Below are 12,641 nucleotides of genomic sequence, written 5' to 3' on the forward strand. Positions count from 1 at the left end.
ACCCCTTCCCGCTCGAACGCGCGCATCAGCATGGGATAGGCGGCGACCAGGGTGACCGAGAACAGCAGCGCGATGCTCTGGCGCGACAGGTTGCCGGCGACGGAGTAGACGCCCACCGCCTCCTCGCCCCAGAACAGGCCGATGATGTAGCGGTCGGACAGCGCCACGAGGTCGGCCAGCACCACCGCCAGCGTCGCCGGCAGGCCGAAGGACAGGCAGGCGCGCGTCGTCGCCCCGTCGAACCAGCGGCCGGAGAAGCGCACGGCCGCCGATGGCAGGTCGGCCAGCAGGATCAGCGCGAAGACGGCCACGGCACCCAGCAGCAGCGCCTGTTCCTCCAGCCCGACCAGCACGGCCAGCGCCACGGCGGCGGCCAGCGAGACCGATGCGCGGCCGATCTCGATCAGGCTGTAGCGCAGCGCCTCGCCCCGCACGCGGTGGCGGTTCAGCAGCTGCAGCAGGGCCGCGCGCAGCACCAGCAGCACGAGGCCGGACACCATGGCCAGCGCCAGCGTCCGGTCGGCGATCAGCCACAGCGCCGCCGGGATGCCGGCGCCCAGCACCAGCAGGCCCAGGCCCAGCAGCATCGCCTGCGTGTTGGCGAACAGCGCCGGCGCCTCGCCGGTCGCCGCCCGCGGCTCATAAAAGCGCATCTCGCCGGAACGCAGCCAGCCGAACAGGACGATGTCCAGCAGCTGCACCGTGACCATGACCAGCGCGTAGCGCCCGAACGCCTCCGGGCTGATCAGGTGCGTGAAGACGATGACGGTCAGGAACTGCAGCGCCGCCGGGACGACCACGGCGGGCGTGTAGCTGACCATCTTGCGCAGCAGGCTGCCGGACGCCATTGCGAAATCCTTGCTCTGGAACTGAACCCGCGACGCCCTTGTCAGGGCCGCAGCACCTGCTCGTAGACGGCCTGGGTGCGCTGCGCCGTGCTTTCCCAGGTGAACTCGGCGGCGCGGCGGACGGCGCGGTCGGACATGCGGCGGACCAGCGCGTCGTCCTCCAGCATCCGCGTGAGGTGCGCCGCGAAGGTGTCGACGTCGCCGTAGGGCGACAGCAGGCCGGAGGAGCCGTGCTCCACCACGTCGGGGATGCCGCCGACGTCGGTCGCCACCACGGGCAGGCCCGACGCCATCGCCTCGCACAGCGCGATGCCCTGCGACTCCTCCTCGGAATGCAGCGCGAAGAGGCGCGCGGCGCGCACGGTGCGCAGCAGCTCCTCCCGGCCGAGGTCGGAGCGGAGATCGATCCGGTCCTGCACGCCCAGGCGCTGCACCAGCTCGCGCAGCTCCTCCAGGTAGCCGCGGTCGGTGGTGGCGCCGATGATGGTCAGGCGCGCGTCCACGCCCTGCGCCAGCACGCGGCTGAACGCCTCGATCAGCAGATGGTGGCCCTTGCGGCGGGAGAAGGTGCCGATCGACACCACGTGGCGGGAAAGCCAGGGCCGCCGCGAGGATTCCGCGACCTGCCAGTCCTGCAGGAAGATGCCCTGCGGGATGACGTGCGCCTTGGGCTTGCCGGTCAGGTTGAAGTAGTCGACCACGTAGGGCGTGTTGCCGATGACGGCGTCCGCCGCCTCCACCGTGAACCATTCGGCCAGGCCGTAGAACACCACCTTGATGGCGTTGGCGACCGACGGCTTGGCGCGGAAGCGGTCGCGGCATTCCTTGCCGACGATGCCGTGCACGCTGAGCACCGTGGGGACGCGCATCACCTTCAGCGCCGCCATCATGGCGATGGTGATGATGTTGGTGCCGTGCAGGTGCGCGACGCGGACGTCGGCCCGCCGGTACCGGCGCAGCATGCGCGGCAGGCAGAGCAGCGCCGCCACCTGCCGCCGCATGGGGGAGCGGAAGTAATGCACGGTCACGCCGTTCACGCTGGCCTCGTAATCGCCCGCGATGTCGGCCTTGGGGACCGCGAACACGGCCACGCTTGTGCCGTCGCTGGCTGCGGTCAACGCTTGCGCGAGACCGGCCGTCGAGGCTTCCACGCCACCCCGCACCTTGTTCATGGTCAGGGGGAAGTCGCCGACGAACGCCACCGCCGTCATAATGCCATCCTTGCTGCAACAATCGCCCTGGAAAGTGGCGTCATCGGGCGAAGATCGGCAATGGCTCGTCCGGCGATGCACAGACGTATGCGGCGGAAGGGGGAACTAACGCCTTCGGGTGCTTGCGCGATCCATTGCGGCGCATTGGGGGTGCGCGGCCCATTCCGCCTAACACGGGAAGACGAACCCCGAATCACCAACCCCGCCGACTGACCGGATGCGGCCGGAGATGCCCTGCATTATTTCCAGGGTCCCGTCGCGGCGCTTCGCCGATGGAGGCGCCGCGACCCGTCCGAACCTTGGCAAGCGGGGTCCGCGGTGACGATCCAGTCCGAACCGTCGTTTTCCATTCCCGAAGAGCGGCGCGCGCCGCCGGCCGCACGGTCCGGCGCCCTGATGCGCAAGCTGGCGTGGTACCGGGCGCGGCTCGCCTCCATGTCCACGGCGGAGGTGGCGCACCGCGTGGTCGAGCAGGCCATGCGCACCACCGCGCGCTGGCGGAGCCCGGACTTCGCGGCGTCCGCGTCCCCCGGCGCGCTGCCGGCCATTCCCGGCCTGGCGGAGGGCGTGCAGGCGCTGGCCGCCGCCCACCCGGAGCTGATCGAGCGCTGGCGCGCCGTGGCGCGGCGGGCGGCCGAGGGGCGGTTCCGCCTGCTGGGCGTCGAGTGGCCGGGCTGCGACCGGCACGGCCGCTGGCACCTGGACCCGACCACCGGCCGCTCCTGGCCGGCCGAGCCCTACTGCTTCGACATCTCCTTCCGTCACACCGACGGGCTGGGCGACGTCAAGCACGTGTGGGAGGTCAATCGCCTCCAGCACCTGCAAGCGGCGGCGGCGCTGGCCGCCTGCACCGGCGACGGCGAGATCAGCCAGTCCTGCGCGGCGGAGATCGAGAGCTGGATCGACCACAACCCGCCCTTCCGCGGCGTCAACTGGGCGTCGGGCATCGAGCTGGCGCTGCGCGCCATCAGCATCATGACCGTCGTCTCCCTGCTGCCGGCCGCCGCCTTCCCCGGCGCGCTGCGGGCCAAGGTGCGCGCCGCGCTGGCGGCGCACGGCCACTGGCTGATGCGCTACCCGTCGCTGCATTCCTCGGCCAACAACCACCTGATCGCGGAGGCCGCCGGGCTGTACCTGATCGGCACGCTGGCGCCGGACCTGGACGAGGGCGGGCGCTGGGCCGCGTACGGGCGGCGCACGCTGATCGACGAGGCCTTCCGGCAGATCCACGCCGACGGCGTGGGGGCCGAGCAGTCGCCCACCTACACCGCCTTCACGCTGGAATTCCTGATGCTGGCCGGCAGCGTCGCCGGCCGTGTCGGCGCGCCGTTCCCCGACGCCTTCTGGGCGCGGCTGGAGGTGGCCGGCGAATGCCTGCGCTGGTTCACCGACGCGGCCGGCAACCAGCCGCGCATCGGCGACGACGACGAGGGGCGCGTCTTCATCTCCCAGGTCGAGCCGGAGTCCTACACCACGTCGGTGCTGGCGGCGCTGGCCGGCCTGCGCGGCCGGGCCGACCTCGTGCCGCCGGGCGTGGAGCCGCACCTGCGCCACGCGGTCCTCAGCCCGCCGCCGGCCGCGGACGCAGCACCACAGGGCGTGCGGCGGTTCGCGGACGGCGGCTACACCGTGTTCCGCTGGGCCGAGGGCGGGACGGAAGGCGGGACGGACTGCCTGGCGGCGTTCGACCATGGGCCGCTCGGCTACCTGTCCATCGCCGCGCACGGGCACGCCGACGCGCTGGCGCTGTGGCTGCACGTCGGCGGCCAGCCGGTGCTGATCGACGCCGGGACGTTCCTCTACCATTCCGGCGGCGACTGGCGCTCCCACTTCCGGGGCACGCCGGCGCACAACACGCTGTCCATCGCCGGCGAGGATTCCAGCCGCATCGCCGGCCCCTTCAACTGGTCGGCCAAGGCCCGGACCGCCATGCTGGGCGCGGTCGAGGGGCCGGACCTCTGGTCGGTCGAGGCGGAGCACGACGGCTTCCGCCAGCGCCACGGTGCCCGCCACCGCCGCCGGCTGGAGCGGCGCGGCAACCGGCTGATCGTCACCGACCGGCTGGTGGGCGCCGCCCGGCCGCTGCCCGTGGAGATCGGCTTCCTGATCCACCCGGACCTGAGCGTGACCCACGGCGACGACGGCTGGACCATCGCCGACGCCGGGCGCGTGCTGGCGGTCATCGCCGGCGGCGCGCCGCTGGCGGCGTCGCTGGAGCGCGGGGTGGCCAGTCCGCGCCGCGGCTGGTGCTCCCCCGCCTTCGGCGCCCGCATGCCGGCGCCGCGCCTCGTCCTGCGCGGCGACCTGGGGCCGGAGGACGCCAGCCGGGTGACCATTACCGTGCTGCCGGGCACCGCGCAGCCGGAGTGACCCTCCGGCGGGGGCGGATGCAACACGATGCAACCGGATGCAACGGATTCGGGCATGTGTTGCATCCGGCCACCGGCGTCATTTTCGGGAAACGAAAACGGGACGGAGGGTGACCTCCGTCCCGTTCGCACCTGTGGCCAGTGTTGCCGACAGGATGGCGGGGAATGGGGGAGCTGTCAATCCTTGCCCTCCCCTGCTCCGCAGGGGCGGCAGGATGGCGGCAGGGTGTTCACGAGAATCAGCGGAGTATCGGCTGGCGGTATCATCTGGCGGAATTATTGGGCCGTGCGCGAGGCCAAGGGGCGTGAAGCCAGCCCGGTGTCGGGCATCCCCGACAGGCCAGAGCGTGCCGTCGGCGCAAAGGGGGCGTGCGGCTATGATGCCGCCAAAGTCGAGCCGAGCACCGGGGAAAGCCCAACGCCGCTCGTATCACTCCGCCGCTTCGGCCTCCAGCGGCCGGTCTTCCTCCGCCATGGCGCGGACGCGCGGCACGAAGCCGATGAAGGTCAGGTCGTCGCGCAGGCCCTCGCCGTCGCGGTAGGCGGCCAGCGTATCGAGCAGGTGGTCGAGCTGCCGGTCCATCGGCAGCCCGGCGGTGCCGCGCAGGGCGTCCTGCAGGCGGCGGCGACCGAACAGCCGGCGCGACGGGCCGCCGACCTGATCGACGATGCCGTCGGTGAACAGGTAGAAGCGCATCCCCGGCCGCAGCGTCAGGTCGTGGCGCTGGAACGCGAAGTCCGGGCGGGAGTCGCGGTAGCCCAGGCTGTGCCGGTTGCCCTTGATCACGTGCAGTTCGCCGTCGGCGTGGTAGAGCAGCGGCAGGTTGGCGCCAGCGAAGGACAGGCGCCGCGCCGCCGGGTCGATCACGCAGATGGCGGCGTCGAGCCCGTCGTTGGAGGCGCGGTCGGCGTCCCCGGCGTCCCCCCCGGCGTCCCCTCCGACGTCCTGGCGCAGGGCCTTGCGCACCAGGGCGTTCATCAGCGCCAGGATGCGCGCCGGGTCGTCGTCGCCGTGGTCCTGGAGGATGCGGGTGAGCGCCGAGGCGACGATGGCGGTCATGAAGGCGCCCGGCACGCCGTGCCCGGTGCAGTCCATGACGGCGACGATGCAGCGCCCGTCGATCTCGCCGATCCAGTAATAGTCGCCGCCCACCGCGTCGAGCGGCTGCCAGGCGACCGCGATGTCCTCCAGAAGGCCGCCGTGCGCGTTGCGGCCGGGCAGCAGCGCCAGCTGGATACGCCGGGCGTAGCGGATGCCCTCGTTGATCGAGGCGTTGGCGCGGTTCAGTTCGGCGTGCGCGGCGGCAAGGCGTTCCAGCGCCCGCTCGGCCTCGTCCTTGGCGTCGTGCAGAGCGGCCTGGGTGCGCTTCTGCCCGGTGATGTCGGTGTAGGTGAAGACATAGCCGCCGTCGCGTTCGGCGTTGCCCTGCACCAGCACCGTGCGCCCGTCGGGCAGCGGCTGTTCGTGGTGCATCGCCGCCCCGTCGCGCATGGCGGCGAGCACGGCGCCGACCGCGCCGGCGGTCTCGGCGTCGCCGAAATTGCCGGCGCGGGCGCCGGATTCCAGCAGGTCGCGGAAGGGGCGGCCGGCCAGCTCGCCCTCCGGCGTGTTGCGCCACACCTCGCGGTAGCGCTGGTTGTACAGCACGACGTCGGCGTAGCGGTCGGTCATGATGATGGCGTTGGGCATGGCCATCATGGCGGCTTCCAGCTGGGCCGACTTGCGGGCCAGTTCCGCCTCGCGCAGGGCGACCTCGTCGACGAAGTGCTGGAAGGCGCGGCCCATGTCGGCGATCTCGTCGTCGGCGATCTCGTCGGGGCCGCCGACCGGCACCGGCATCGCGCGCCCCTCGGCGTTGGCGGTCATGCACTGCTGCAGCTCGGACAGGCGGCGCACCACGCGCGAGCGCACGTAGAGGAAGACCAGCAGCGCCGCCAGCACGGCCACCGCGATGATCGCCAGCAGCGCGTTGAACGCCGTGCCGATGAAGTCGCTGAAGTCGCCGCGCTCCGCCGCGATCTCTCCCTGCAGCTCGCTGAACTGGCGCGACACGGTGGAGACGAACTGGCCGATCACCAGATTGTTCTGCGCCAGCAGCCCCTGCGTGCGGTTGGCCAGTTCCAGCTGGCGGCGGCGCGCGGCGAAGATGCTGCCGTCGCCTTCCGAGCGGGCGGCGACGCCGTCGATCACGTTGAGAAGGTTGTCGGCCAGGGCCGGCGCCAGCTCCCGCGCCGAGGACCGGGCGCGCTGGAGGAGCGCGCGCGCCTCGCTCTCCATGCGGCCGAGCGGGGCGGGGGTGGTGACGGCGGACACCCGCAGCATGGTGTCGACCGCGTCGCTGACGTCGTTGGTGCCCAGGCGCAGGCTTTCGATGGCGGAGGCCAACTGGGCCAGCGTGCCGTCGTCCGTCTGGCCGACCAGGAACTCGATGCGGGCGGTCAGCACCTCGGCCGTGCGGTCCTGGGCGCGCCGGGCGTCGCGCGCCAGCCGGTCGAGGTCGTTGATGTCGGCCAGCAGGCGCCGTTCCGCCTCCAGCCGGTCGGCGACCAGATCGGCGAGGCGCCTGAGGTTCTCCTCCATCTGCGGCCGGAAGCGGGCCAGGGCCGCCAGCTGGCCCTTGTCGGCGGTGGTGCGCTCCACTTCCGCGAAGGCGGCGTCCAGCAGCACGAAGAGGTCGCGCGCGTGCTGCACCTGCCGGTCGAGTTCGAAACGGTCGGTGGAGGCGACGATGCGCGGCGCCGTGGCGGCGATGATCTGGCTCTGCTGCGCCAGCTTCGCCACGCCGATCAGCTGGCTGAAGCGGGTCAGCGCGATCTGGTCGAACCCCTGCCGGAACTGCGCCGTTCCATACAGCGCCACGGCGGCGGCGAGCACGGTCAGCAGGGTCAGCCCGATCAGCCCGGCCGTCAGCCGGTTCGCCACGCCGAAACGGACTTTGACCAAGGGTCGCCTCCCTCCCACGGACCACCGGCAGACCATGACAGCGGCCGGCCAAGCGGTGCAAACGGTTTCCTGTGAATGCAATGCCCGGTCGCGAAAATGGAACGGGCAATCGCACATTGCGGCAATTCGCAGTGATTTGTCGATATTATCCTGCCCGATAGCGATGGGGCGCTCAGGCGGACGACATAGGCCGAAAGGTGGTGGCGCGAAAATGTTCGACGCGAAACCTTGGCCGTAGCATATGATCCCGGCCATGCGTCCGCTGTCCGTCCTTCTCGCCTCATCCCTCGTGCTTCCCGCCGTCGTCGCCGGCACCATCATCTGGTGGACGTACGAGGCCGCCCTGAGCCGGGCGCATTCCGATGCGCGGCACACGGTAACGGTCCTGCGCGAGCATGCGCTGCGGGTGCTGGAGACGCAGGAGACCGCGATCGCCTGGATCGACGCGCGCATCGCCGGCATGGGCTGGGACGCCATCGCCGAGTCCGGCGAGGTGCACCGGCTGCTCAAGGGCATCGCCGTTCAGTCGCCGCACATCGACGGGCTGTGGCTGGTCCGGCCCGACGGGCAGACCGTCAACAGCGCCGACTTCTTCCCCATGCCCGGTTCGGTCGTAACCGAGCGGGAGTATTACCAGGTCCTCAAGGACCACGACGTCACGCACCTCGGCCGCATGATCCAGGGCCGGCTGAAGGGCAACCTGAACTTCAACATCAGCCGGCGCCGGACCAGCCCGGCGGGCGTCTTCGACGGCCTCGTGCTGGTGACCATCAGCCTGTCCTATTTCGAGGAGTTCTGGCGCGACGTCGTTCCGGACGGATCGCACAGCATCGGCATCATCCGTGCCGACGGCGAGATCCTCGCCCGCTATCCCGGCCTGAAGGAGCTGCCGCCGCGCATCCCGGAGGCGTCGCCGTTCTTCTCCATCATCCGCACGCAGGACGTCGCCACCTACCAGCAGCGCTCCGGCGCCGACGGGCGGGAGCGCATCTACGGCGTCGCCCGGCTGGGCGCGTATCCGGCGTACATCGCGCTGGGCCTGGACCGCGCGGCGGTGCTGAGCGACTGGTGGTGGCGCAGCGGCCTGCTGCTGCTGCTCGCGGCGGGCACGTCGGCGGTGCTGGCCACGGCGGTGCGGATGGCGGTGCGGCGCGAGCGGCGCCTGTCGGCCGAGATCGGCCGCCGCAAGCGGGCGGAGACGACGCTGACCGTGAAGGAGGAGCACCTCGCCGCGCTGGAGCGGGCGGAGGCGGCCCTGCGGCAGAGCGAGACGCGCTTCCGCAGCCTGTTCGAGACGCTGACCCAGGGCGTCGTGCTGCTGAACGCCGCGGGCATCGTGCAGGCGGCCAACGCCGCCGCGGGGGAGATCTTCGGCGTGCCCGCCGCCGACCTTGCCGGGCGCGGCATCGACGACCCGCGGTGGGGGTTCGTCGACGGCGCCGGGCAGCCGCTGCCGGTGGCGCGGTTTCCGGCCATGGCGGCGCTGCGCACCGGCGAGGTGGTCGAAGGCGTGATGATGGGCGGCCGCAACGCGGCGCGGGATGAGCGGCGCTGGCTGGTCGTCGACGCCATTCCGCAGCGCCGGCCGGGGGAGGAGGCGCCGTCCGGCGTCTTCCTGCTGCTGATCGACGTGACCGAGCGGCGGCGCGCCGAAGAGGCGCAGGAGCTGCTGGTGCGCGAGGTCGACCACCGCGCCAAGAACGCGCTGGCGGTGGTCCAGGCGGTGGTCCGCCTGACCGACGCCGACACCAAGGAAGGCTTCCTGGACGCCATCGACGGGCGCATCAGCGCGTTGGCCCGCACCCACACGCTGCTGGCCCGCAGCCGCTGGGAGGGGGCCGACTTCGGCACGCTGGTGGACGAGGAGTTGGCCGTCTACCGATCGGCCGGGCGGGTGAGGCGTGGCGGGCCGGCGCTGGTGCTGTCCGCCGGGGCGGCGCAGGCGATCGGCATGGTGCTGCACGAACTGGCGACCAACGCCGCCAAGCACGGCGCGCTTTCGGTGCCGGAGGGCCGCGTCGGCGTCTCCTGGTCGGTCGCGGCGGACGGCAGCCTGACCCTGACGTGGGAGGAGGCGGGCGGGCCGCCGGTGGCGGCGCCGACCCGCCGCGGCTTCGGCTCCCGCCTCGTGCGCGGCAACGTTGAGGCGCAGCTGCGCGGGCGCGCGGCCTTCGACTGGCGCGCCGAGGGGCTGCGCGTCACCATCACGCTGCCGGCCGAGCATTTCAAGGAGACGCAGCCCGCCCCCGCGCCGGGAGCCGCGCCGGGAACTGCGCAGGCTGGGGCGCGCGACGGCGGCCGGCGCCTGGACGGGCGGCGCGTGCTGGTGGTGGAGGACAACGCGGTGGTGGCCATGGCGCTGGTCGAGGCGCTGACGCGCGCCGGCTGCGCGGTGGTGGGACCGGCGGCCACCGTCGACGCAGCACTGCGCATCGTGCGCGAGGAGGCGATCGACGGCGCGTGCCTGGACGTGGACCTGCAGGGGCAGGTCGTGTTCCCGGTGGCCGAGGTTCTGGCGGCGCGCAACGTGCCGTTCGTGTTCTGCACCGGCTTCGGCGACCTGGGCCTGCCGAGCGGGCGCTGGGCCGAGGTGCCGCTGCTGCGCAAGCCGGTCAGCCCGCAGGAGCTGGCGGCGGCGCTGTCCCGCGCGCTGGGCGTTCCGCCGGTGACCGCCGGCGCGGACGCCTGACAAGGACGGCGCCGGACGCCGGCCGGAACTACGCCGAACCGTGCCGCGCGTGGCCGTTTTCCAGCAGCCCGGCGACGCCGCCCAGCGTGCCGCGGTGGCGGCGCCAGCGGCGGCCGAACGCGTCCACCTCGAACAGGCGCACGAAGGGCGTGCTCGGCAGGCTGGGGTCCAGGTGCACCTCGACGATGTCGGTTCCGGACGGGCAGGTGTCGACCAGCGGGTCGGCCGGGCGGAAGTGGCGGCCCGCGCGCAGGCAGCGCTCGGCGAAGCGTTCCAGCAGGATGGAGGCGCAGGCACCGTCCTCCAGCCCCCGCAGTTCGGTCACCACGTGGCCGGCTCCGGCGAAGCCGTCGAGGAAGAGTCCGCCGGCGTGCCGGTCGTCGTGCACGACGAGCTTGATCGACGTGTTGGTCGACATGGTCGGGTCTCTGTTCCGTTGTCCCTGTGCCCGGCTCTTGCCGCCGGTGGGACCTGTATGCACGCGGGATCGTGACAGTTTCGACCACGGTTCATGTCGCTTCCATGAAACCTGCGCCGCGGCCGCGGGCGTGATGGAAACTGTCATGATTCCCCGGCGATACGACCGCCATCGCAGCGGGCCAACATGGGGAATGCAATCATGGAACGGCGCAGGCGGCAGCGGGAGAAGGTGGCGTTCAAGGCGATCGGCAAGCTGCGGCACTGGCGCCGCACGTGGTGGGCGGACCTCGACCTCGGCCTCTTCCAGGTCGATATCCGGCTTTAGTGGCGAGGTGGGGCGGGTTCGCGCAAAAGCTGTTTCAAATGCGAAACGCGCATGGCTCGCCCGCCCCTCCCTTGTTGCAAAATGCTAACAGCGTGGTAGCACCACATCGCGGAACCGGCTATAACCTGCGGCGGCGCAGCGTGGAGGGATCCGCAATGCCGTTGGAGATCGAGCGGCGCTTTCTGGTCAGCCGCGACGTCCAGCACCTTTGCCGGGAAGGGCAGCGCATCGTGCAGGGCTACCTGCCGACCGCTGCGGGACGGCACCTCCGGGTCCGGCTCGCCGGCTCCAAGGGCTACCTGACCATGAAGGGCAAGCGGTCGGGCTGCGTGCGCAGCGAGCTGGAGTGGGAGATCTCCCCCGACCTCGCCGCCGACGTGCTGAGCACGCGCTGCCGGTCCTCGCTCATTTTCAAGACGCGCTACCACGTCGACCACGCCGGGCACGGCTGGGTGATCGACGTGTTCGACGGCGCCAACGCCGGCCTCGTCATCGCCGAGATCGAGCTGGACTGCCCCGAGCAGATCGTCCCGCTGCCCGACTGGGTGGGCCGCGAGGTGACCGACGACCGCCGCTACGGCAATTCGGCGCTGGCCGCCCATCCCGTGGCGAACTGGGAACGCCGGGCGGCCTGATATCCCGGCCGCGATTCCCTCGACGATTGCCGTCCTGCGGTGGTAAACGCCTGCGCGGCCGCCTTCGGCCCTGGGGACCGGACATGATCGAACTGCGCGAGGTCAGCCACAGCTTCGGCGAACGGCCGGTGCTGCGCGACGTGACACTGACGCTGGCCGAGCGGCGCATCGGCGTCGTCGGCGCCAACGGCTCGGGCAAGAGCACCTTCGCGCGCCTGCTGAACGGCCTGCTGCTGCCCGGCCGGGGCACGGTGCTGGTGGACGGCATCGACACGCGCCGCGACGCCAGGGCGGTGCGCCGCCGCGTCGGCTTCGTCTTCCAGGATCCCGACGTGCAGATCGTCTACCCGACGGTGGAGGAGGACCTCGCCTTCGGCCTGAAGAACCTGCGCTTGGACAAGGCGGAGGTCGCCCGCCGCGTCGACGCGGCGCTGGACCGCTTCGGGCTGGCCGCGCAACGCCGGCAATCGGCGCACGTGCTGAGCGGCGGGGAGAAGCAGTTGCTCGCCATCGCGGGCGTGCTGGCGATGGAGCCGGCCACGGTGGTCTTCGACGAACCGACCACGCTGCTCGACCTGCGCAACCGCCGGCGCATCGCCGCCGCCATCCGCGACCTGCCGCAGCAGGCGATCGTGGTGACGCACGACCTGGACCTGCTCGCCGATTTCGACCGGGTGGTCGCGCTGGACGAGGGCAAGGTGATGGCCGACGGGGCGCCGGCCGCCGTGATCGACGCCTATGTGCGGCGGATGGGCTGATGCTGGGCCTGTACGTCCATCGCGAATCGCCCGTTCACGCCCTGCCGGCCGGGGCCAAGCTGCTTGTGCTGTTCGGTGCCGCGGCGGTGGTGCTGCTGTCGCGCGGCCCGTGGCTGCTGGGCGGTGCCGTGGCCGGATCGGCGCTGCTGTTCGCGCTGGCGCGGCTGCCGGTGCGGACGGTGGTGGAGCAGGTGCGGCCGCTGCTGCTCATCGCGGCGGTGTTCTTCGCCATGCAGGCGGCGTTCGACAGCCTGGAGGCCGGGCTGGTGACGGTCGGGCGGTTCCTGGCGCTGGTGCTGCTCGCCACGCTGGTGACGCTGACCACGCGCGTGTCGGACATGGTGGAGACGTTGGAACGCGCGCTGGCGTGGCTGCGCCCGCTGGGCGTCAACGCCGGCAAGGTCAGCCTGATGCTGGCGCTGACCATCCGGCTGGTGCCGGT

Annotated in this window: 10 protein-coding genes; 6 read left to right on the plus strand and 4 right to left on the minus strand. The window is 72.0% G+C overall.

Going from position 1 to position 12,641, the window contains the following annotated elements; genetic code table 11:
* On the minus strand, positions 1 to 848 hold an 848-nt coding region (locus VED21_RS37540), incomplete at its 3' end, for a lipopolysaccharide biosynthesis protein (RefSeq protein WP_324891408.1).
* A gap of 41 nt (positions 849 to 889) precedes the next feature.
* Entirely contained in the window at positions 890 to 2,059 is a 1,170-nt protein-coding gene (locus tag VED21_RS37545; protein WP_324891410.1) for a glycosyltransferase family 4 protein, read from the minus strand.
* A 318-nt stretch (positions 2,060 to 2,377) separates the two neighbouring features.
* On the opposite strand from VED21_RS37545, the gene VED21_RS37550 reads away from it, so the two are divergent.
* Complete coding sequence (locus VED21_RS37550; RefSeq protein ID WP_324891412.1) at positions 2,378 to 4,429, plus strand: alginate lyase family protein; 2,052 nt, start codon at positions 2,378 to 2,380, stop codon at positions 4,427 to 4,429.
* Positions 4,430 to 4,858: 429 nt separating this feature from the next.
* Here the strand turns inward: VED21_RS37550 and VED21_RS37555 are convergent, their stop codons facing one another.
* Positions 4,859 to 7,372: a SpoIIE family protein phosphatase gene (locus VED21_RS37555; protein WP_324891414.1), complete on the minus strand. Its 2,514-nt coding sequence runs from the start codon at positions 7,370 to 7,372 to the stop codon at positions 4,859 to 4,861.
* A gap of 253 nt (positions 7,373 to 7,625) precedes the next feature.
* Here VED21_RS37555 and VED21_RS37560 point away from each other — a divergent pair, with 253 nt between their 5' ends.
* On the plus strand, positions 7,626 to 10,061 hold the full coding sequence (locus tag VED21_RS37560) for an HWE histidine kinase domain-containing protein (protein WP_324891416.1): 2,436 nt from the start codon (positions 7,626 to 7,628) through the stop codon (positions 10,059 to 10,061).
* A gap of 28 nt (positions 10,062 to 10,089) precedes the next feature.
* Here the strand turns inward: VED21_RS37560 and VED21_RS37565 are convergent, their stop codons facing one another.
* A complete protein-coding gene (locus tag VED21_RS37565; RefSeq protein WP_324891418.1) occupies positions 10,090 to 10,479 on the minus strand; it encodes a hypothetical protein in 390 nt (129 codons plus the stop codon).
* A gap of 201 nt (positions 10,480 to 10,680) precedes the next feature.
* Between VED21_RS37565 and VED21_RS37570 the strand changes: the two genes are divergently transcribed.
* From VED21_RS37570 to VED21_RS37585, 4 genes are all read left to right on the plus strand, one after another.
* The gene (locus VED21_RS37570) at positions 10,681 to 10,806 is read left to right on the plus strand and encodes a hypothetical protein (protein WP_324891420.1); all 126 of its coding nucleotides are present in this window, start codon (positions 10,681 to 10,683) and stop codon (positions 10,804 to 10,806) included.
* Positions 10,807 to 10,961: 155 nt separating this feature from the next.
* Positions 10,962 to 11,441: a CYTH domain-containing protein gene (locus tag VED21_RS37575; protein ID WP_324891422.1), complete on the plus strand. Its 480-nt coding sequence runs from the start codon at positions 10,962 to 10,964 to the stop codon at positions 11,439 to 11,441.
* Positions 11,442 to 11,524: 83 nt separating this feature from the next.
* Positions 11,525 to 12,199 (plus strand): ABC transporter ATP-binding protein, encoded by a 675-nt coding sequence (locus VED21_RS37580; RefSeq protein ID WP_324891424.1) that lies wholly within the window; start codon positions 11,525 to 11,527, stop codon positions 12,197 to 12,199.
* Positions 12,199 to 12,641, plus strand: a 443-nt coding sequence (locus tag VED21_RS37585) for a CbiQ family ECF transporter T component (RefSeq protein WP_324891426.1), incomplete at its 3' end; no start/stop codon positions are given. The genes VED21_RS37580 and VED21_RS37585, both read left to right, overlap by 1 nt.

The organism is Azospirillum sp., from assembly GCF_035627195.1.
Classification (GTDB): Bacteria; Pseudomonadota; Alphaproteobacteria; order Azospirillales; family Azospirillaceae; genus Azospirillum.